The following is a 21,260-nucleotide window of genomic DNA, read 5'->3' on the forward strand; positions in this document are numbered from 1 at the left end:
GTCGGGAAATTTTTTCATTTACCGGTTATTATTTTACAATTCCTGATATTTTCTCCTGGTCGCCTCTCCTCCTCGAATATGGCGTTCGGCCTTGTTCAGTTCCAGAACATTCCGCACTTGCATAGCCAGATTAGCATTGATCCTTGGGAGGCGCTCAGTCACATCCTTGTGAACGGTGCTTTTACTAACCCTAAAAACTTCGGCAGCCTGCCGGACGGTAGCCGCGGACTCTAAAATATACCGGCCCACCTCCAGAACTCTGTCCCGGATATAGTCTTGCATGGGCGATCCTCCTTGACGCTCAGGAATAGTTTATTTAAATATATATGAAGCGTCAGGAGAAAAAGACTATAAACAAGCCCTGGAGAATATTGTCTATACAGATCTGGGAACAAAAAATTAGTGCCCATGCAGGCACTGATAATATTACTTTAAATATTGTTTGGGGTTAATGGGTTGGCCATTGTAGATTAGTTCATAGTGGAGGTGCGGTCCCTCGACGGCCTCAAGGCGGCCCGGCGGCCCGATGACGGCGATGGTCTGGCCAGCTTTGAGGGTTTGTCCTTTTTTCACCTTTGGTTCAGCACAGTGGGCGTAGCGACTCCGCCACCCTTGACCGTGATCGATAATCAGCACCACGCCTTCGTCTTTGTTTTCTATAACGCTGACGACCTGACCGCTGCCTGTCGCCTTGACCGGCGTCCCTTGCCCAGCAGCAAAATCGAGTCCCGGGTGGTACCGGTAATCCGCAAAGGTCGGGGAGTAGGTCAGGCCAAACTCACGGATGATTTCCCCAGTTACGGGCAACACGGTTGCCGCCACACAGGTTTTCGGGGATTGCGCTTTGGTCGGGTTCACCGCATGCGTCTTTGCTTCAATCATTGCTGTTGGTTTAGCTGCCTCTGCGCCCGGTGCTTTTGCTCGTTCATTTTTTGTAATGTTTTCCGCTGTTGCGGTTGAGTTTAAACCAGTTACATCGTCTGTTGTTGTCTTTGTATCTGGATTTGTCACGGCTGGCACCGATGTTTCAATATTGTTTATGTCCTGGCGCTGGGTAAATGACAACAATCCGTGCAGGTAATCGCCCAGGGGTTCCAGTGTCCCAAGGCTAACGAGGGCCACCACGATGATGACCATGGCCACCAGCCGAACGATAAGGGCCGGGGCCAGCCACGGAGGAAACCCGCACCGTTCGAGGACCCATACCAGGCGTTTTGGCTGTGCGGCTTGTCCAGACAGCCGCGGTTTGAGCAGGTTAAACTGCGCAGGCTTGTTTTTCGCTAATTTGGGCAAAAACGGACCAAGTTTGGCTAAGGGCAAGAGTTTTCGGCCCATGATTTACATCACCTCTCACCCCTAGCATGCCCATTTTTTCCCATCCCCAACCGGATAAGTATCGTTCTTTTAACTATTTCAGTCTTTCCACGGTCGCCCCCTGGTAGTAATACTGGAGGATCTCCAAGCAATCTTTGCCTTCTTTCGCCAAACCGTTGGCGCCGTACTGGCACATGCCCACCCCGTGACCATTGCCGATGGTTTTAAAGATTATTTCGTTACCCTGCTGTTCAACGGTAAATCGGGTTGACCTTAAACCCAGCCGGCTGCGAAATTCGGTGGCGGCAAAGGTTTTATCCCCAACCTGTACCGTTTTTGCCCGGCCAGTTGGGCTTTGCTCGGTGATCCGCACGAGGTTCTTTTTGGCGCTAAGCTTTGCGGTGGGAACAGCCAGTTTGACCTGCAGGCGGTTTTCCAGGTCGTCCAGGCTCAGTTTCAGCTGGTCCTGCCAGCGGGGTGAGTCTTTGTCCCAGGGGCATTCGACACTGCGGAGGTAGGGGACATCGTAGTTCCAGACATCCCGGGCGTTTTCCGTGCGCCCCCCGCAGGTCGAGTGATACACCGGGTCAATCAAACGCCCATTGTACACGAGAACCAGTCCCCTGGTCTGTTCCACTGCCCGCTTGATTTTAGTATGGTACTGGTAGTACCGCAAGACTCCCCAGTTCTCCCGCTGGCGGGAATCATCTATCCAGGCCTGGCAGTGCGCGGGGTCGGTGCAGACGTCAGCCGCTGGGTGAACTTCATTTGCCCCTCCTTCCGCAGCTTGCATTTTTTTGAGCGCATACGTCCTCGCGGCGATGGCTTGTGCTTTCAGGGCCTCGAGCTCAAAGCTGGCTGGCATTTCTGCCGCGACCACACCCACCAAATACTGTTCTAATGGCATGTTTTCCACCTGCTGGGTGTCGTGGTGCCAGACCCGGATCATGGTGCCGCCTTCCTCGATCCGCACTTTGGCTTTGCTCCAGTAACAGCCCCTGACCAGCAGGGTCGGGATCAAAACAATTAAGAGGAATAGGACAAACAGTATACGCAGTATTTTTTTCATCCTGGACCCTCCTGGGGATAAGCCGGAACATTTCTCCCGAGTTCATCCGTTTACTCCCATCTATATGCCTACCCGAACGAAAAAAGCACTGGAGATATTCCAGGGCTTTTTCATACTTCTCCTTACAACATTTTGCTCAGGCACCCAGAGCACTATCCCTAAACTGCCCGCCGCTGTAAGACTCTGATGGCGATATCGTGTTCACCCAGCAACTGAGCGATCGTTGTTTAGATTATTTTACCAAATTTTTGCTGCCGTGAAAATATTTTATTGCCCGGCCCAGCGGATGTTGGCGCCGAGTCCCTGGAGTTTGCCCACGATGTCTTCGTAACCCCGCCGGATGTGTTCAACTCCGCTGACCTCTGTTTCTCCCTGAGCCGCCAGGCCGGCAATGATCATAGCGGCACCGGCCCTCAGGTCCGTAGCCTTCACTGGCGCGGCCGTAAGCTTAGGTACTCCCTTAACCACCGCGGTGCGTCCTTCCAGCTTGATGTTGGCGCCCATCCGTCTGAATTCATCAGCATGCATGAACCGGTTTTCAAACACGGTTTCGGTGATGACACTTGTTCCTTCCGCAATCGTCAGCAAGGCCATGAATTGGGCCTGCATATCGGTGGGGAAACCTGGGTAGGGGAGGGTCTTGATATCGACCGCTTTGAGTTTTCTAGTGCCAACGACTCGCACACCGCGGTCTTCTTCATATATTTCCACCCCGGCCTCCCTCAGTTTAGCGATCACCGGTTTTAAGTGCTCGACAATCACGTTGGTAACCCGCACATCTCCACAGCTGATCGCCGCGGCCACCATGTAGGTGCCGGCTTCGATCCGGTCTGGAATAACCACGTGGCTGGTACCGCTCAGCTTTTCTACTCCTTCAATGCGGATGACCCTGGTACCGGCGCCTTTGATTCGCGCGCCCATCGCATTCAAGTAGTTGGCCAGGTCGACGATTTCCGGTTCCGCGGCGGCGTTTTCAATGACGGTCTGCCCCCTGGCCAGGCTGGCGGCCATCATGATGTTTTCCGTCGCCCCGACACTGGGGAAATCCAGGTATATTTTCGTTCCTGTCAAACGGTCGGCCTCCGCTTCGATAAAGCCTTGTCCCAGGACAATTTTGGCCCCCAGGGCTTCAAACCCCTTGATATGCAGGTCAATCGGCCGGGTTCCGATGGCACACCCACCCGGTAACGGGATCCTGGCCTGCCCCAGTCTGGCCAGCAGGGGACCCATCACTAAAAATGAAGCCCGCATTTTACGGACATATTCATAAGGCGCCTCGTAAGCCCGAAAGCCTTCGGCGCTGATTATTAATCCTTGCCCTTCGCGCCTCACCCGCGCGCCCAGCCGGGTTATGACTTCACAGATCGTGGTCACATCGGCCAGGTCAGGTATATCAAACAGCCGGCTCTCGCCTTCTGCCAAAAGAGAGGCCGCGATAATCGGCAGACTGGCATTTTTCGCGCCGCTCACTGCGATCGTTCCTTCCAGATGGTTTCCGCCGGACACAACAATCTTCTCCAATATGCTTACCTACCGCGTCTTCAATTTGTCGCGGTAAGACTCACCTCCCTGACTCAGAGTCGGTCGGCATTAGTATTCACTCATGATGATGGGTGAGGCGATGTGGACATATGTCTTCCCGTCTATTGAGTGGTAACGCAGGGCCACGTTGAAGTTGATCTTCTTATCACCGGCCAGCAGGCTTTCTTTGATCGCTGGCGTATACCCGGTGAAGCTGACAATCCCCGGCTCGACCAGGCTTTCGAGAACCTCGGCTCCTGCCGCGGTAAAGATTACTCTGGCCAAATTGCTTTTTTCCTCTTCTGGAATCAGGCCATCAATGGTCCCTGTGATGCCGGTATTGATGTTGGGAACAGCTCCAAACAGGGCAAATACATCGTTCATGCGCTTGGGGCCACTGCTTAGCAGCTCAAGGGAACCTGTTTCTTCCAGGTTCACGATCAAATACGTCTCCGGATACGGGTTGATGTCCTCGGCCGGCGGATCCCAGGTCTGGATGATCACGTTGGCCCTGGTCTGCCGACCGATCAACCCGCCATACTGTAAGCCACGAAAACCTTTCTCTTCAGTCGGCTGACACTTGACCGTCGCCGGATCAAGCCCGAGGGCATGCACAACCTGTTGCCCCAGGTCGTCGAGTTCCGATACGCTGAGGTATTTATTATTTATTTGTGCCCAGCCGCTTAAATTTGATGCGTACACTTCCGCCCCGGAGGCCTGAAAGGCCTGGTAGATCGGGTTATGCGCCAGGTGAATATTGCCCACCGTCCTGGTGCTGGGCGGTATAGTCAGGCTGGCGACGGTCCCGGCCGCGATGGCCAGAACGGCAGCCAGTTTCAACCACCGGGCCGGTGCAGACCACCCGGTACGCTGGTAAAATTCCTTGATCCGAAGTAGATTGTTCATGCTTATCCTCCTTAAGGTTATTGACTGATTCAGGAAAACTTTAATTTTTGTCCTAACAAGTAGTGTTACCGTTATTTTTCCAGTTTAGTCACGACCCCCGGGAGGATTAGGAATTGGGTAAAGAAAAATCCCGGCGACGAGGCCGGGAACTGCCAAACCGAGGATACTTGCCATTTGCACTACTTTTTCTTAAAGTTTAACCGCTTCTGAGCTGCCTTCGCCTGGGCCAGCCGCCGGTTGTAGACCTCGAGCCCCCCGACCAATACACCGGCTGCTAGAACAGTAAATCCCGCTTTGGTCGCGGTTGACCGCGTTGTCCGTTTGAAACGGATATTTTCATCACTGATGGCGCGGTTAATGTCCGGTTTTCTGATTTCGGACGGTAAAGTGGCGTAGAATTCGGCCCGGCTTGCCAGGTAGGCTAAATCCCGTTGATGCAGTCTCCACTGCTGGTAATAGCTGTACCCCTGCCATACCAGCATGCCGAGCGCGGCCACCAGGACCACTATTTGCAGAGTCTTAATTTCGTTGCGGTTGAGCAAAGTCTAACCCCCTGTCCGGAAATACTGCTTTGTCGCCTATCTTACCCTTTAATCAGCCCCATTGTCAAGGTTCGCGCGCAATGAATGTGCTCGCGCGCAGCGAATCCACGCCAAACGAAATCCACCAAGCCAGCTCTATGTCCTGTATCACCGCTTCCTTGAACGATGCGGCACAAAACAATGGCCGGTGGATCTCTTCCACCGGCCGGATAACCGTCCCAAATCGTTTAAAACCTATTCGTTCCCAAAGCGCTGTGGTTGCTGGTACTGCAAGCCGAGATTCTTCTCTGCTTCTGCCGCCTTTAATCGAGCCAGGGCACGCTGCAGAGAAGCCTGGGCTCGCGCCTCATTGATTTCCGGCGATCTTGCCGCCAGGCGGGCCTCTGCCCGTTCCTTCGCTGCCAACGCGCGGGAAACATCGATATCGGTTCCCAGTTCCGCTGACTCCGCCAGGACAATCGCCCGGTTATCCGTAACCTCCAGGAAGCCGCCGCCGAGTGCGATGTGCCGGGTCAGGCCCCCCCGGTGCAAACGGAGAACCCCGATCTGCAGACCAGCAACAAGAGGCGCGTGGTTCTTTAAAACACCCAGTTCGCCCTCTACCGCCGGCACCACGACAAAATCGATGTCTGAGCTGTAGACAATACGTTCCGGGGTTATCACTTCCAGTTTGAGGCTGCTTTCTTCCATGCGCTACGCCTCCATCTCTCTGCCTTTGGCCACCGCCTCGTCAATGGTCCCCACCATGTAGAAGGCGCCCTCCGGTAGATCGTCATGTTTGCCTTCCAGAATTTCTTTGAAACCACGAATGGTTTCTTTAATCGGAACATACACACCCGGTGTACCGGTGAATTGCTCGGCCACGTGGAAGGGCTGCGACAGGAAGCGCTGGATCTTCCGCGCGCGGGCCACCGTCAGTTTATCTTCATCAGTCAACTCATCCATACCCAGGATGGCGATGATGTCCTGGAGGTCTTTGTACCGCTGCAGAACCTGCTGGACACCGCGGGCCACTTCGTAGTGTTCTTTACCCAGAATTAGCGGGTCGAGAATCCGTGAAGTGGAATCCAGCGGGTCCACGGCCGGGTAGATCCCGAGCTCGGCGATCTGCCGGGACAGAACCGTCGTCGCATCAAGGTGCGCGAACGTGGTCGCCGGCGCCGGGTCGGTCAGGTCGTCAGCCGGGACGTAGATGGCCTGCACCGAGGTGATCGAACCCTTCTTGGTCGAGGTGATCCGTTCCTGTAACTGTCCCATGTCCGTCGCCAGTGTCGGTTGATAACCGACCGCGGACGGCATCCGTCCGAGCAGAGCGGACACTTCAGAACCGGCCTGGGTGAAACGGAAGATGTTGTCGATGAAGATCAGCACGTCCTGTCCCTCGGTGTCCCGGAAGTATTCGGCCAGGGTCAGACCAGTCAGACCCACCCGCAGACGGGCACCCGGCGGCTCGTTCATCTGTCCGTAAACCAGGGAGCACTTCTCGAGCACACCCGACTCTTTCATTTCGTTCCAGAGGTCGTTGCCTTCACGGGTCCGCTCGCCCACACCCGCGAAAACGGAGAACCCACCGTGCTCATAAGCGATGTTCCGGATCAGTTCCATGATGATAACGGTCTTACCCACGCCAGCGCCGCCGAACAGACCGACCTTACCACCCTTGGCATACGGGCAGAGCAGGTCGATAACCTTGATACCGGTCTCCAGCATCTCGGTAGATGGCACCTGGTCAACCAGGGCGGGCGGCTGCCGGTGAATTGGCATATAGGTATCGGCCTGAACGGGGCCCAATTCGTCGATGGGTTCACCCAGCACGTTCAGGATCCGGCCCAGGGTTGGCCGGCCAACCGGCACCGCGATGGCTTGCCCCGTATCCCACGCCTTCATCCCCCTTTGCAGGCCGTCAGTGGTCGACAGAGCAACGCAGCGGACGGTATTATTGCCCAGGTGCTGCATGGCTTCCAGGGTCAAACCGTCTTTAAATTTATCGTTGTTAAATCCCGGTGGTTGGTCTTCCTTCCGAATCTTAATCGCGTTCAGCAAATCCGGCAATTGTCCCGGTGGGAACTCAATGTCCACGACCGCGCCAATTACCTGGACAATCGTCCCAATGTTCATGCCTCTAATCCCCCTTTACCTTTTGACTGCATTCGCGCCGCTGACAATATCAATCAATTCTTTGGTGATCGCGGCTTGCCGTGCCTTGTTCATTGATAAGGTGAGTCTATCGATCATTTCGCTTGCGTTGTCGGTCGCCGCCCCCATCGCCGTCATCCGGGCTCCGTGCTCACTGGCTTTGGACTCCAGGAGAGCCCGGTAAACCTGAGTCTCCACGTATTTCGGCAGGAGAATCGATAAGAGTTCTGCTGGCGATGGCTCGTAGATGTAATCGTTCGCGCTGAGCAGCCCCGTCTCGGTCCGTTTGACTTCCGGCTTCTCCACCGGCAAAACCTTCTGGACGACCGGCCGCTGCTGCAAGGCAGTGACAAACTCTCCGTAGACCAGATACACCTCGTCGAAAATTCCGTCCTGGTACAGGTTAACCACGAACCGGGCGATCTCCCTGGCTTGAACAAAGCTGGGACTGTCGCCGATGTTGACAAACTCACCCTGAACCGGGTAGCGCCGCTTGCGGAAAAAGTCACGCACCTTGCGGCCAACCGTCACCAGCCCGTAGGAAACGTCCGTGTCACCTTTCGGTAAACTCTGGACCGCTTTACGGATAATATTCGTGTTGAAGGCTCCGCAGAGACCGCGGTCGCCAGCGATGACCACGTAGCCGATCGACTTCACCGGCCGGACCTGGAGAAACGGGTGCTCGGCCACGGTTTCCGAGGTGATCAACCGCTCCAAGACCTCCGTGATCTTGTTGGCGAACGGGCGGGACATCACCGCTTTTTCCTGCGCCCGACGCAACTTGGCCGCGGCAACCATCTCCATCGCCTTGGTGATCTGCTTGGTGTTGTTAACGCTACGGATCCGTCGCTTGATATCACGTACTCCTGGCATTCATTTTCACCACCTAAGCGACAAAGATTGTCTTAAATTCTTGGATGGCCTTGTTTAGCTTAGCGGTTGTCGCGTCAGAAATAACTCCTTCCGTGGCGATCGCTTTCAGGATATCGGGGTAAGTGCCCCGCATGAACTTCAGAAACTCGGCTTCGAAGGCCTTGACTTTCTCGACTTCAATATCATCCAGGAAACCGTTGACTGCGGTGTAAATCACCACCACCTGCTCCTCAACCGGCATCGGTTCGTACTGGCCTTGCTTCAGGATTTCCATCGTCCGCTCACCACGCGCCAGACGCGCCTGGGTGGCCTTATCCAGGTCTGAGCCGAACTGAGCAAACGCGGCCAACTCACGGTATTGGGCCAGGTCAAGGCGGAGACGGCCGGCGACCTGCTTCATGGCCTTGATCTGCGCCGCACCACCAACCCGGGATACGGACAAGCCAACGTTGATGGCCGGACGCTGACCGGCGAAGAAGAGGTCAGTCTCTAAGTAGATCTGGCCGTCAGTAATGGAAATAACGTTCGTGGGGATGTAGGCCGACACGTCGCCCGCCTGGGTCTCGATGATCGGCAAGGCGGTAATCGAACCGGCTCCCAGAGCGTCATTCAACTTACAAGCCCGCTCCAACAGGCGCGAGTGCAGGTAGAAAACGTCGCCCGGGTAAGCCTCGCGTCCCGGCGGCCGGCGCAAGAGCAGTGACAGTTCGCGGTACGCCACCGCGTGTTTGGACAGGTCATCGTAAATAATCAGGACGTGCGCGTGGTCGTTTTCCATGAACTCTTCGGCCATGGCCACGCCGGCATACGGCGCAACGTACAGCAGCGGAGCGGGCTCAGAAGCGGTCGCCGCGACCACCGTTGTATAATCCATGGCCCCGTGTTCTTCCAGCTTCTGCACTACGCCAGCAACAGTAGACAGCTTTTGGCCGATGGCCACATAAATACAAAGCATGTTCTGGCCCTTCTGGTTGATGATCGCGTCAACCGCCAGGGCTGTTTTACCAGTTTGCCGGTCACCGATGATCAGTTCCCGTTGACCACGGCCGATCGGCACCATCGAGTCAATGGCCTTCAGACCAGTCTGCATTGGTTGATGCACGGATTTCCGGTAAACCACGCCCCAGGCAATTTTCTCGATGGGACGGAATTTATCGGTGACAATTGGCCCCTTGCCGTCAATCGGCTGGCCAATCGCGTTCACGACCCGCCCGATCAGGGCTTTACCGACCGGCACTTCCATGATCCGGCCGGTTGACTTAACGGTATCACCTTCTTTGATCTGTTGATATGGGCCAAGGAGCACCGCCCCGATGTTGTCTTCTTCCAGGTTTAGCACCATGCCCATCACGCCGCCGGGAAACTCGAGGAGTTCGCCGGCCATCGCATTCTGCAGTCCGTAAACCCGGGCGATACCATCACCGACCTGAATAACGGTGCCGACGCTGCTGATATCAACCTGGGCCTGGTAGCGCTCGATCTGCTGTTTCAGGATCGAACTGATTTCTTCAGGTCTAATACTCATTTAGTCGCTCACCCCTACCTTTTTAAACTGACTTTAACTGGGCTTTCATCAGGTTGTTCTTCAATACATGGAGCCGCTTAATAAGGCTACCGTCAAGGACGCGGTCACCGACACGAATCACGATCCCGCCGATCAGCTTCGGATCGACGGAAGTCTTCAAGCGAATATTCTTGCCCGTGAGCTTCGATAACCGTTCTTGCAAATCTTTTTGGTCCTCATAGGACAGTTCGATGGCGGAAACCACACTGGCATCAGTAATGTTGCGGGCCTCGTTCGCCATTTCCACAAACTGCTTCAAAATGTTTTCCAGGTGGCCTTCCCGCTTCTTATCGATCAACAAGTTAAGAAAATTCATCGTGATCGGGGACACTTGGCCCGCAAACAATTCCTTAAGCATTGCCTTTTTATCGGACGGCGAGATCAGCTTATGGGTAAAGAGCCGCACCAACTGCGGATCGGACTTGAGCGTTCCCACGACCAGCTCCAGTTCGTGCTCAAGCCGTCCCAGCTCGTTTCTCTCCTGAGCAATGGCAAAGAACGCTGCGGCGTAACGGCGGGCGACGCTTTCGTTTAGCATAATCTATCCCCTACCTCGTTTACAAACTCTTTTACCATCCTCTGATGATCCTCAACGGTAATGGCCTTACCCAAAACCTTCTCTGCAGCCATGATGGCCAGAGTAGCAGCGGTATCGCGCAATTCGGCCAGGGCTTTTTCTTTCTCGCTCTGGATCTCGGCGATCGCGCGAGCCCGTTCAGCATTGGCTTCTTCCTTCGCTTTGGCTACGATTTCTTCCCGGGTTTCTTCCCCTAGCTTGCTGGCGCGAGCCACAATTTCCTGCGCTTCTTTTCTGGCGTTCATCAAACTAGCCTCGGCTTCGTTCATCATCCGTTCCACATCTGCCCGAACTTCTTCCGCATGTCGTAATGAACTCTCAATGGTATTACGCCGGTCATCGAGCATCTGAAGAATGGGATTATAAGCAAACTTGTATAAAATTGCCAAGAGAATAAAAAAGTTAATAGCTGCCCACATCATCTTGTATGGGGCCGGCGATGGTACACCACCCTCTGCTGACGCCGCGGCCGAGCCGGCTGTCACCAGGATCAGCATTCCGGTGAGAACTATTCCGCCGATCAGCCAGCCCGTTTGGGCCAACCGTACTGTATTCCTCATTCGGCCAGTAACCTCCAATCTTCACGCATAATAGCTATTTGGGCGATAAGAGCCAAGATGTTGCTCTTGAACTCTATCGCCCTTTCGGTTGCTGCAAACCTGTTACGCCATTTTACCGATTAGCATGAATGCGATGAGCAAACCATAAATCGTCAGGGTTTCCATGAATGCTAAGGCAATAAAGAGCAGTGTTCTGACTGTGCCTACGGTTTCAGGTTGACGGGCGATACTTTCAAAGGCTTTACCAGAGGCAATACCTTGACCAACACCCGCGCCAGTCGCCGCGATACCTACCGCTAGAGCAGCGCCCAGAGCGATCAGTCCAGATTGTTCCATTATTCTCTTTCCCCCCTTTCACTGCAACTACTCGTTGCCAGTTAATGTTTTTCTCTAATTTTAGTTGAGGTTAATGGTGCTCAACTTCTGTGGCTTCAGTGATGTAGCTGGTGGCCAGAATAGTAAACACGAAAGCCTGGATTAATCCCGTCAACAGGCCCAGCGCCATCATCGGCAGCGGCACCAGGAATGGTGCCATCCCCAGCAGGAAGGCGATGATCATCTCCTCACCAAAGATGTTGCCGAATAGACGGAGGGTGAGAGACAATGGCCGGGCAAATTGTTCAAGAATGTTCAGCGGCAAGAATAACCAGTGCGGAGTAACAAAGTGCTTAAAATAATGGAGACCGTGGACTTTAATACCAAAGTACTGGACAGAGAAGAAGACGATAATGGCCAGCGCACCAGTTACGTTCCAATCACTAGTTGGCGCCTTGAACCCGGGAATTTCACCGGATCCGGGTAATAAACCCGAATAGTTCGACACCAGAATAAAGAGAAAGAATGTCCCCAGCAAGGGCATGTATCTTCTGGCTCTCTCTTCACCCATGATCCCGGCAAAGAAGTTAAACAGGCCCTCCACAATCGCTTCCATCACGTTTTGTAGACCGCGCGGGAAACGCTGCATGTTTCTGGTCCCGAAGTAGAACAGTAATCCCAACAAAGCGATAATCGCCCAGGAAGTCACTGTCAGGCTGTAGACCGGTACTGATCCCAGGTAAAACAATACATCTGAATGCAACCTCATACCCCCTTTCCCCCAAAAATTTGTCTTTCTAATCTTTATAATTTATATTTAATTTTCTCACCCGGAGTAGAAAGACCGCTTTAGCCAGCAGCATTCCACCCAGGGTAGCGATGCCAAAAAACCGTCCTGCCCACCAAACCGCCAGGCAAATAATGGTCCCCTCAATCGCGAACCGCAGGTAATAACGACTGACAATATACTTCACAGCTTGACCTGGTGCTTTGTCTTTGGCCCGCTCAAGGGTGACCAGCAACAGGCGAGCATTCAGGTCAAAAACCAGGTAGCCAAAGAGAAGCCCGCCAATTATCGCTATACTCATTTACTATCTGTATCCTTCTTAGCATTGTCCTTTCCTGGCTTGGATTCGTCGCTTCCCCGGGGAAACGCGGTTTCATACATCATCTTAAGCCCGGTCGCTACCCCGAGCAGGAACATGAGGAGGGTCAGCCACGGTTTAGTGCCAAACGTCTTATCGAGGAATACGCCAAAGAAATATCCCACCGCAACGGCAGCCGCCATATTCGTGGCCATCGACAGCGCCATCCCCAGCGCTTTGCCACCCCACGGGTCTTTCTTCGCCACTTCCTCACATCCTTCGTCTTAATTCGAGAAAAAAAGCAAAAAACAATAGCCTCTTTGTGATTTTTCGTCGGAACGGTGAAAGTACTAATTATCACTTAAGTAATAATTATTCAGACAATTATTAATTTACCATGATTTTTTACTTATTATGACGCTTTACTATTATTTTACAGGGTTTACAGTTAATTTTATTTTTCGGCAAGCCCCTGAAAAATCCTCCTTTTGGCAGGAGCTTTTTTTAGACAGTTTTCGCGTGGTTATGACAGAAAGTGCAGTGCTTGATGGGTCTATTGGTGGGACAGGTAACCCTTCCGGTAGAGTTTTTCCAGGTGCTCGTTGATCGCTTCTTTTATGTTGACCCCGTACTGTTCTTCTAAGACAAACATCATCGAAACAGCCGTTTGGGCCACGTCCAACAATTCCCGGCTGATCAGTTTCATGATCTCCGCCTCATCGCGTTCAACCCGCTCGCCGTTCAGCCCCCGGAATTTGCCAATGGCCTGCGCCAGCTCGCCCGTTTCCTCCATCAGTTTGAGCGCGGTTGATTCCAAGGTGGGAGACAGGTTGTTCAGCCGCGGCAGGGCAATGATTTTAGTCTTCATGGTCTTTCTCTCCATTTTGGTGCGACATTCTCACCAGTTCGACACCGGCCGCCTCCAGGAGCTGTTGGGCCAGGGTGTCTGGATAATCTCCTTTAAAGACGATTTTGCGGATTTGGGCGTTAATGATCATCTTGGCGCACAGACTACAGGGCTGGTGGGTGCAGTAGAGGGTTGCCCCCTTTGTCGAACTGCCGTGCAGGGCCGCCTGAATAATCACGTTTTGCTCCGCATGGACAGAGACGCAGAGTTCGTGGCGCTCGCCCGGGGGAACCTGCAGTTGCTCTCTTAAACAACCGGTATCAAAACAATGGGGCAGGCCGGTGGGCGCACCGTTATAGCCAGTGGAGATGATATGCTCACCATCCACCAGGACCGCGCCGACCTGACGGCGGAGACAGGTGGAACGGCGGGCGACCAGCTCAGCCAGATCCATGAAGTATTCGTCCCAGCCAGGGCGCTGGCGCTTTGGCTGAGATTTTTTTTCGCTCGTCAAAAGGCATCACGCTTTCTTAGCTAACGTGGATTCTCTGGATGTGGTATGTTTCATCGTCAACCTTATGACTGGTACAGCGGATACCGGGCGCACAGGTCGGCCACGATCTGTCTGGCTTTGTTTTGGGCTTCATCGCTTTGCGGGTCGTTGAGGACCAGGGCAATGGCATAAGCGATCTGCGCCATATCCTCTTCCTTTAATCCCCGCGTTGTCACCGCCGGGGTACCAATCCGGATCCCGCTGGTAACCATCGGTCCCTGCGGGTCGTAGGGAATGGTGTTCTTGTTGACGGTGATGCCCACTTCGTCAAGGAGTTTTTCGGCTTCTTTGCCGGTCAACTGCTGGGCGCGCACATCTACCAGCATCAGGTGGTTGTCGGTCCCTCCCGAAACCAGCCGGAAATTTAATTCTTGCAGTTTTTGGGCCAGCGCGCTGGCGTTGCGAATGATTTGCCGCTGGTACTCTCGGAACTCCTCCGTCATCGCTTCCTTAAAGCAGACCGCCTTCGCCGCGATTACGTGCATCAGGGGCCCTCCCTGGATACCGGGAAAAACAGCCTTATCGATCCTGGCCGCGTAGGCCTCCTTGCACAGGATCAGACCACCACGCGGTCCCCGCAGGGTTTTGTGGGTGGTACTGGTGACAATATCGGCGTATGGTACCGGGTTCGGGTGCAGGCCAGCCGCCACCAGGCCGGCGATGTGGGCCATGTCCACCATCAGCATTGCCCCGACCTCATCGGCAATTTCTTTAAAACGGGCAAAATCAATCGTCCGGGGATAGGCACTTGCCCCGGCCACGATCAGCTTCGGTTTGTTCGCGCGGGCAATCCGCCGCAGTTCGTCGTAGTCGATCTGCTCTGTTTTCGGGTCAACCCCGTAGGCCACAAAATTGAAATACATCCCGGACAGGTTGACTGGGCTGCCGTGGGTCAAGTGACCGCCGTGGGAGAGGTTCATCCCCAGGACGGTGTCACCCGGTTTCAGCACCGCAAAGTAGACCGCGGTGTTTGCCTGGGCTCCCGAGTGCGGCTGCACGTTGGCGTGCTCCGCGCCAAAAATCTTTTTCACCCGCTCGCGGGCCAGTTCTTCGGCGATATCAACACATTCACATCCACCGTAGTACCGTTTGCCGGGATACCCCTCGGCGTACTTATTGGTCATCACACAGCCCTGGGCCGCCATCACCGCCCGGCTGACAAAGTTCTCCGACGCAATCAGTTCAAGTTTGCTCGACTGGCGCTTCTCTTCCCGCTCGATGGCTTCGGCCAGTTCCGGGTCAACCGGCATAACATACTGTTTAATGTAATCCATGGCTTGTCCCTTTCTTAAAATTTATCTACCACAATATTTTTTCTCCAGCGCGGCGATCTTGGCCACCCGGCACGCGTGCCGGCCGCCGGCGAATTCGGTCTGCAGCCAGAACTCAGTGATTTGCCTCGCCAGACCTGGCCCGATTACTCGCCCGCCCATGACCAGAATGTTCGCGTCATTATGCTCCCGCGAGGCAACAGCCGAAAATGTTTCGTGGCAAAGAGCGGCCCGGATACCGGGAACTTTATTGGCGGCGATGGAAATACCGATCCCCGTGCCGCAGATCAAGATCCCCCGCTCAAATTCTCCCCGGCTCACCACTTCGGCGACTTTCAGAGCGTAGTCAGGATAATCCACTGCCTCCAGCGAGTGACAGCCCATGTCCACAAATTGATACCCTTTTTCCGACAGCCACTGCTTGATATTTTCCTTCAATTCAAAGCCGCCATGGTCGCTGCCGATCGCGATCCGCATTGGTTCCACCTCTTGTACTGTCTGATGTCCGTCTGCCTTGATGATAAAAAAGGTTATAACAGATTTCTACATCAAGGATAATTTTCCTCTTTTAGGGCGCAAAAAAACATATCATGATTATTTTGGATCTGGGATACTTAGTACATTAACACCGCAACCGATCCAGCGCCCGCTCAATGGCCGCCCGCAGTTCGCGTGCACATTCCTGGTAAGCCGGCAAAGGTTGTCCAAAGGGATCGGGGATGTCCAGCGCCCGCATTTGGCTTTCTAATTGGCGCATCTCCCTGATTTCATCGGCCAGCTCCTCCTGGTAACGCACCTGCCACTCATTCAGCCTATCCTCGACACGGTGCAGTTCCGCCATCAGCCGGGTGCGTTCCTGGCGCAGCTGCTCAATCTCCTGGCGATGAGTGGTGTAAAAACGCTCTTCTTTCTGTCTGATTCTCTCCTGTAATTCCGCCATTTGCTGTTCCAGGTGCGGCAATTCTTCCTGCCCACAGGCAAATTCCTTGAGCAGAAAGACCTTATCTCTGGCACTGGGGACCATCTCCAGCACCTGCCGTCGATGACTGGCACTCATGGTCAGGATCAGGTCCGCTTCGTGGATCATAGCCGGGGTAAGCTGCTGAGCCCGATGAGAGCCAAGGTCGATCCCCTCCTCCTTCATCACCGCGATGGCCTCCCGTGAAGCCGGCGCTGCTGGGATAGCCGCGGTACCAGCCGAGATTATCCGCAGTTCCTCTGGTGAACCGCCTTTTTTTACCCAGATCTCCCGCGCCAGTGCCTCGGCCATACTGCTACGGCAGGTGTTTCCCGTGCAGACAAAAAGGATTGTGCGCATCTGACCACCCCTTTACAGTAAAAGCATCCTGACTCCGATCAGCACCAAAATTGCTCCTCCTACAACACCCGCTTTCTCACCCAGCCAACCCCCCAGGCGGCGGCCAAAAACCAACCCGACGACCGTCATTAAACCCGCGACCACTCCCATCGTCATGACCGCGAATGGTAAATTCACCCGGATGGTGCCCAGGCTGAAGCCAACACTGAGAGCATCCAGGCTGACACTTCCCGCCAATACCACCATCCCGCCTAAAGTGGGGGCATAGCAGCGCGTTGCCGTTACGGCCACCCGCCCCGACCGCTCCCGCCATTCTTGCCACGAAACAACCGTCGGGGCCTGTTCGGGAAGGTGGTGCCAAACCATCTGCAAGCCGATGAGCACCAGGCCCCCTGCGCCGATCAGCGCAGCATACTGGCCGATCATGACTCCTAAGACAGAACCAAGGAAGAGGCCAATCAAGGGCATGAGAACGTGGAAAAAGCTAATAACTCCCGACAGAAGGGCAATGTCCCGGCGTCTGATTCCGCTTATCCCAATACCAATCGCGACCGACAGGGCATCGGTTCCCAAAGCTATGGCAACTAGGAGGAGGGTGCTTAAGTTCATTGTCTTGCGCCTCCTCAAACCAGAACAATGTTCTGACCGGCTGCGCGCCGGAGCCGATTCATCACCGCCGCTCCCAGTCCCTGCGTCGGGAATCCTTCCGCCAGGATAACATCCACACCGGCTTCATCACACGCCCGCAGCGTCCGGTACAGCCTTGCCGCTACTACGGCCAGCTCGTCCCGCCCCCCCAGCACCGCCAGAAATTCAGGGGGGTGGTGCTGACGGTAATAACCGGCTGTTTCTGCCCGGGCCAGAACCGCCACCCGTTTACCCGACTGTCGGTAGCGAGCCCTTAATGTCAAGATATGCTCCACGACGCGGGATTCTTCTCCTTCCACCAGAATTAATGGGGCATTGGGTGCGTAGTGGGTGTATTTCATGCCCGGCGATCGGGGGGCTGCAAGCAGACCTCCGCCTGCCGACAAAACCCCTTTTCCTTCCACATGAGGATCTATTGCCACCTGGCCAAGCACAACGGCCAGTTCCTCCCGGGTTACTCCACCCGGGCGCAGGATGGTAGGCACACCAGCCGTAAGGTCCAAGACGGTTGATTCCACCCCGATACCGGTCGGCCCCCCATCGAGGATGGCCTCAATTTTACCGCCCAGGTCAGCCAGGACGTGTTCTGCCGTCGTCGGGCTGGGGCGCCCAGAGCGATTCGCGCTGGGGGCAGCGATGGGTACCTGGGCCGCACTTATTAAAGCCAGCGCGACCGGGTGCGCCGGCATTCTCACCGCCACTGTCTCCAGACCAGCCGTCACTTCGTCCGGCACCTGCGCACTCCTGGGTAAAACCAGGGTCAAAGGCCCCGGCCAGAACTGCGTAATCAACTGTTCAGCCAGCGGTGGAAGTTCGCTGACCAGAGTCCTGACCATGGCCGGCTCCGCCACGTGAACAATCAGGGGATTGTCGCCCGGGCGACCCTTGGCCTGAAAAATTCTGGCTACCGCCGCTTGATCCCACGCGTTCGCACCCAGGCCGTAAACTGTTTCGGTCGGAAAGCCAACCAAGCCTCCCCGGTGGATGATCTCGGCCGCGATGGCGATTAATTCTGGTTCTGGTTGGTCTGGATGAACTTTCAGGTATTGCGTGGAAATTGTGTGATTGTGCACAGTGGTCACCCTTACTGCCTCCTTAAGATACGATTAGTATACCACAAATCCCAGGCATTAACATGGTCGCTACCACATTTATAGGTTCACGACAGTCGGCCGCTCGCTCTTGGCGCGTCAGGGTGAGACGCTTATCCCCTACTTCTTCTGAACAACCACGACGCGGTCGCGGCCGGCCAGATCCGGTTTGATGCGCGGTGGGTGCCAATCCTCCCCGGCCAGGAGGGCCGCCGCCGCTTTTCCCTGGTCGAAGCCGATCTCCATCACCAGATAACCGCCGGACTTCAAGAGGCGGGCCGCCTGCGGCACCAGCCGGCGGTAAAGGTCCAACCCGTCCGCTCCCCCATCCAGAGCCAGCACCGGTTCACAGCGGACCTCCCTGGCCAATCTGGGAATTTCCGGCGTCGGGATGTAAGGTAAGTTAGCTACTACCAACGCAAATTGGCCGCAGCTGGTTGGTTCAAGCAATGGCTCCAGCAAATCTCCTTCATAAAACCGCACCCGGTCAGCCACGCCGTGCCGTTCCGCGTTGCGCTGGGCCACCGCCAGCGCGGCCGGAGAAATATCGGTCGCCCAAACCTGCGCCGCGGGAAGAAACCTGGCCAGGCTGACCGCGATGGCCCCGCTGCCCGTCCCCGCTTCGGCGATGCGGATCGGGGGCAGTTCCACCGGCCCGTCTGTCGCCAGGTACCGCCGCACCGCATCTCTGACCAGTTCTACCGCGGTTTCCACCAGAGTCTCCGTTTCGGGGCGCGGGATCAAAACAGCCGGGTTGACCTCAAAAGTCAGCGACATGAATTCCCGCTGGCCGGTCAAATAAGCCAAAGGATAGCCCTGGACCCGGCGCTTGATCAGTTCCCGATACGCAGCGAGTTCGTTGGGCTGCAGTGGTTGGTCAAAGTTGATGTAAAGTTTAACCCGCGTCTGCCCCAGGACATGCGCCAACAGAAGCTCCGCCTCCAGCCGCGGGTGTTCGACTCCCTGCTGGAAAAAATATTGAGCCGTCCACGCCAGTACTTCGCGGACGGTCCAGTTGGTTTTCTTCATCTCTACTCCGCCTTTTTCAGTTGCTCACTCTGGTCTGTAGTAATCAGGGCATCGATGATTTCATCCAACTCGCCTTCCAGCACCAGATCGAGCTTATGCAATGTCAACCCAATCCGGTGGTCAGTCACCCGCCCCTGCGGGAAGTTATACGTCCTGATCCGCTCGCTGCGGTCACCGGTGCCCACCATGCTGCGCCGGGCACTGGCTAACTCGCCGCGCTGTTCTTCCTCGTATTTTTCCTTCAGTCTGGCCCGGAGGACGCGCATGGCCTTGTCTTTGTTTTTATGCTGCGACTTCTCATCCTGGCAGGACACCACAATCCCCGTTGGAATATGGGTGATCCGTACCGCCGACTGGGTGGTGTTCACTGATTGTCCACCCGGCCCACTCGAGCAGAAGACATCAATCCGAAGATCATTAGGGTTGATCTCCACTTCCACTTCCTCCGCCTCTGGCAAAACCGCCACCGTGGCCGCCGAGGTGTGGATCCGTCCCCCGGACTCGGTCACCGGGATGCGTTGGACGCGGTGCACCCCGCTCTCATATTTGAGCCGGCTGTAAACTCCGTTTCCTTCGATCAGGCAGATTACCTCTTTGAAACCCCCGATGTCGGTGTAGTTCGCGCTGACGAGTTCCATCCGCCAGCCGCGTTTTTCCGCGTAGCGGGAGTACATACGGAACAGATCGCCCGCGAACAAAGCCGCCTCTTCTCCCCCGGTGCCCGCCCGGATCTCCATGAAGACGTTCTTCTCATCATTCGGGTCCTTCGGCAACAGGAGGATTTTGAGCTGGTGTTCCAGTTGCGCCTTTTTTTCCTTCAGTTCCTCGAGCTCTGTTTCTACCAGTTCCCGAAAGTCGGGTTCCAATTTATCTTCCAGCAAGGCCTTCGCCTCATTAATTCCCTTGACCGTTTCCTTATAGGCCCGATATGTCGAAATAATCTCCGTCAACCCGGCGTGAGCCTTGGCATACTTTTGAAATTCAGTCTGATTGGCAATAACTGCGGGATCACTCATCAGGCCAGCCAGTTCTTCGTAACGCTGCTCCAAACTATCGAGTTTACTAAACATGGTCTTCCCTTCACCCCCAGTTAAATTATACCAAAATTTATTTTTTTCTAGACGACTCTGCCTCCAGGACAGCCTCGAGGGCCCGGATGGCCACGGCGATCTGCTGGTCGTCGGGCTCGCGCGTCGTCAGTTTCTGCAACCAGAGCCCGGGCAGAATTAAGCCCCGCAGCCAGCGCGCTTCTTTGTGCCGGCCGGAGAACTTAATCAGTTCATAGCCCAGGCCGGCGACCACGGGAAGCAGTAAAATTCGTGAGGTGATCCGCCAAAACAGGTTATAGTCACCGAGCAACGAGAAGACCAGGATACTGACCACCATCACGATCAGTAAAAAACTGGTCCCACACCGGGGATGGAGGATCGAGTACTTCCGCGCGTTCGCTACGGTCAAAGGTTCATTGGCCTCATAGGTATGGATCACTTTGTGCTCGGCTCCGTGGTACTGAAAAACACGGGCAATATCGTTAATGCGGGAGATGGCCACCACGTAACCCAGGAAAATCGCGATCCGGATGATCCCTTCGACGAGATTCTGGCAAAACACACTTTCGATATGGCTGTGTAAAAAATGCACGGCTCCCGTGGGAATCACTACGAACATCAGGATCGTGACCACGAGCGCAATCAGAAGCGCGGCCGCCATTTCACTCCCCTTGATTTGTTCGTCCTCCGCTTCTGCCGCCAGATTAGCGGAAAACGTCAGGGCGCGAATGCCCCAGAGCAAGGAATCCAGCAAGACCACGGAACCACGAATCAGCGGCCAGCGCAACAAAAACAGCCGATCGCCAAGAGGGCTCACCTGGTGCCGCTCCACAATCACCGTTTCGTCCGGCCGTCGGACGGCGATGGCCAGATCCCGGGCACCACGCATCAGCACACCTTCGATCACCGCCTGGCCGCCGTACTGAAAATTGGTAGGCAACCCTCCGCCCCCTCTCTGGCAAATTGGAATCCTTTGGTTAAAAAATAGCATC

At 55.1% G+C, this 21,260-nt stretch carries 26 protein-coding genes; all 26 read right to left on the reverse strand.

The genetic code is table 11. From position 1 onward, the window contains the following. Positions 1-33: 33 nt before the first annotated feature. Positions 34-282, reverse strand: a complete 249-nt coding sequence (gene spoIIID, locus HPY81_04350; protein ID NPV26691.1) for a sporulation transcriptional regulator SpoIIID — start codon at positions 280-282, stop codon at positions 34-36. Positions 283-426: 144 nt separating this feature from the next. Continuing rightward, entirely contained in the window at positions 427-1,335 is a 909-nt protein-coding gene (locus tag HPY81_04355; GenBank protein ID NPV26692.1) for a M23 family metallopeptidase, read from the reverse strand. Positions 1,336-1,408: 73 nt separating this feature from the next. Continuing rightward, a complete protein-coding gene (spoIID, locus tag HPY81_04360) occupies positions 1,409-2,383 on the reverse strand; it encodes a stage II sporulation protein D (protein ID NPV26693.1) in 975 nt (324 codons plus the stop codon). Between the two features lie 267 nt (positions 2,384-2,650). Next, positions 2,651-3,904, reverse strand: coding sequence for a UDP-N-acetylglucosamine 1-carboxyvinyltransferase (murA, locus tag HPY81_04365; GenBank protein NPV26694.1), 1,254 nt, complete (start codon positions 3,902-3,904; stop codon positions 2,651-2,653). A gap of 69 nt (positions 3,905-3,973) precedes the next feature. Then, positions 3,974-4,810, reverse strand: a complete 837-nt coding sequence (locus HPY81_04370; GenBank protein NPV26695.1) for a YwmB family TATA-box binding protein — start codon at positions 4,808-4,810, stop codon at positions 3,974-3,976. Positions 4,811-4,989: 179 nt separating this feature from the next. Beyond that, positions 4,990-5,352 carry a hypothetical protein gene (locus HPY81_04375; GenBank protein NPV26696.1) on the reverse strand — a complete coding sequence of 121 codons (363 nt, stop codon included), beginning with the start codon at positions 5,350-5,352 and terminating at the stop codon, positions 4,990-4,992. A gap of 234 nt (positions 5,353-5,586) precedes the next feature. Beyond that, positions 5,587-6,042 carry a F0F1 ATP synthase subunit epsilon gene (locus tag HPY81_04380; protein NPV26697.1) on the reverse strand — a complete coding sequence of 152 codons (456 nt, stop codon included), beginning with the start codon at positions 6,040-6,042 and terminating at the stop codon, positions 5,587-5,589. A gap of 3 nt (positions 6,043-6,045) precedes the next feature. After that, positions 6,046-7,470, reverse strand: a complete 1,425-nt coding sequence (atpD, locus tag HPY81_04385; GenBank protein NPV26698.1) for a F0F1 ATP synthase subunit beta — start codon at positions 7,468-7,470, stop codon at positions 6,046-6,048. Positions 7,471-7,485: 15 nt separating this feature from the next. After that, positions 7,486-8,361: a F0F1 ATP synthase subunit gamma gene (locus HPY81_04390; GenBank protein NPV26699.1), complete on the reverse strand. Its 876-nt coding sequence runs from the start codon at positions 8,359-8,361 to the stop codon at positions 7,486-7,488. Between the two features lie 13 nt (positions 8,362-8,374). Beyond that, positions 8,375-9,886 (reverse strand): F0F1 ATP synthase subunit alpha, encoded by a 1,512-nt coding sequence (locus HPY81_04395; GenBank protein NPV26700.1) that lies wholly within the window; start codon positions 9,884-9,886, stop codon positions 8,375-8,377. A gap of 22 nt (positions 9,887-9,908) precedes the next feature. Next, a complete protein-coding gene (locus HPY81_04400; GenBank protein ID NPV26701.1) occupies positions 9,909-10,463 on the reverse strand; it encodes a F0F1 ATP synthase subunit delta in 555 nt (184 codons plus the stop codon). Continuing rightward, positions 10,457-10,999, reverse strand: coding sequence for a F0F1 ATP synthase subunit B (atpF, locus tag HPY81_04405; protein ID NPV26702.1), 543 nt, complete (start codon positions 10,997-10,999; stop codon positions 10,457-10,459). The genes HPY81_04400 and atpF overlap by 7 nt, the downstream gene beginning before the upstream one ends. 165 nt (positions 11,000-11,164) lie before the next feature. Further along, on the reverse strand, positions 11,165-11,398 hold the full coding sequence (gene atpE, locus HPY81_04410; protein NPV26703.1) for an ATP synthase F0 subunit C: 234 nt from the start codon (positions 11,396-11,398) through the stop codon (positions 11,165-11,167). Positions 11,399-11,468: 70 nt separating this feature from the next. Continuing rightward, positions 11,469-12,146, reverse strand: coding sequence for a F0F1 ATP synthase subunit A (gene atpB / locus HPY81_04415; protein NPV26704.1), 678 nt, complete (start codon positions 12,144-12,146; stop codon positions 11,469-11,471). A 28-nt stretch (positions 12,147-12,174) separates the two neighbouring features. Further along, positions 12,175-12,465: a hypothetical protein gene (locus tag HPY81_04420; GenBank protein ID NPV26705.1), complete on the reverse strand. Its 291-nt coding sequence runs from the start codon at positions 12,463-12,465 to the stop codon at positions 12,175-12,177. Next, on the reverse strand, positions 12,462-12,689 hold the full coding sequence (locus tag HPY81_04425) for an AtpZ/AtpI family protein (protein ID NPV26706.1): 228 nt from the start codon (positions 12,687-12,689) through the stop codon (positions 12,462-12,464). The genes HPY81_04420 and HPY81_04425 overlap by 4 nt, the downstream gene beginning before the upstream one ends. Positions 12,690-13,015: 326 nt before the next feature. Further along, positions 13,016-13,330: a nucleotide pyrophosphohydrolase gene (locus HPY81_04430; GenBank protein NPV26707.1), complete on the reverse strand. Its 315-nt coding sequence runs from the start codon at positions 13,328-13,330 to the stop codon at positions 13,016-13,018. Beyond that, complete coding sequence (locus HPY81_04435; GenBank protein ID NPV26708.1) at positions 13,320-13,763, reverse strand: dCMP deaminase family protein; 444 nt, start codon at positions 13,761-13,763, stop codon at positions 13,320-13,322. Before HPY81_04435 ends, HPY81_04430 begins: the two co-directional genes overlap by 11 nt. A 122-nt stretch (positions 13,764-13,885) precedes the next feature. Further along, positions 13,886-15,136: a serine hydroxymethyltransferase gene (locus HPY81_04440; GenBank protein ID NPV26709.1), complete on the reverse strand. Its 1,251-nt coding sequence runs from the start codon at positions 15,134-15,136 to the stop codon at positions 13,886-13,888. Positions 15,137-15,157: 21 nt separating this feature from the next. Next, complete coding sequence (rpiB, locus tag HPY81_04445; GenBank protein ID NPV26710.1) at positions 15,158-15,610, reverse strand: ribose 5-phosphate isomerase B; 453 nt, start codon at positions 15,608-15,610, stop codon at positions 15,158-15,160. A gap of 145 nt (positions 15,611-15,755) precedes the next feature. Continuing rightward, positions 15,756-16,451 carry a hypothetical protein gene (locus HPY81_04450; GenBank protein ID NPV26711.1) on the reverse strand — a complete coding sequence of 232 codons (696 nt, stop codon included), beginning with the start codon at positions 16,449-16,451 and terminating at the stop codon, positions 15,756-15,758. Between the two features lie 12 nt (positions 16,452-16,463). Next, positions 16,464-17,060 carry a manganese efflux pump gene (locus tag HPY81_04455; protein ID NPV26712.1) on the reverse strand — a complete coding sequence of 199 codons (597 nt, stop codon included), beginning with the start codon at positions 17,058-17,060 and terminating at the stop codon, positions 16,464-16,466. Between the two features lie 14 nt (positions 17,061-17,074). Further along, positions 17,075-18,157, reverse strand: coding sequence for a threonylcarbamoyl-AMP synthase (locus HPY81_04460; GenBank protein NPV26713.1), 1,083 nt, complete (start codon positions 18,155-18,157; stop codon positions 17,075-17,077). A 153-nt stretch (positions 18,158-18,310) separates the two neighbouring features. Then, on the reverse strand, positions 18,311-19,219 hold the full coding sequence (prmC, locus tag HPY81_04465) for a peptide chain release factor N(5)-glutamine methyltransferase (protein ID NPV26714.1): 909 nt from the start codon (positions 19,217-19,219) through the stop codon (positions 18,311-18,313). A gap of 2 nt (positions 19,220-19,221) precedes the next feature. Then, positions 19,222-20,289, reverse strand: coding sequence for a peptide chain release factor 1 (prfA, locus tag HPY81_04470; GenBank protein NPV26715.1), 1,068 nt, complete (start codon positions 20,287-20,289; stop codon positions 19,222-19,224). A gap of 37 nt (positions 20,290-20,326) precedes the next feature. Then, positions 20,327-21,259 (reverse strand): DUF1385 domain-containing protein, encoded by a 933-nt coding sequence (locus HPY81_04475; protein ID NPV26716.1) that lies wholly within the window; start codon positions 21,257-21,259, stop codon positions 20,327-20,329. Position 21,260 lies beyond the last annotated feature (1 nt).

It is taken from the genome of Bacillota bacterium (assembly GCA_013178045.1).
Classification (GTDB): domain Bacteria; phylum Bacillota; class Ch66; order Ch66; family Ch66; genus Ch66.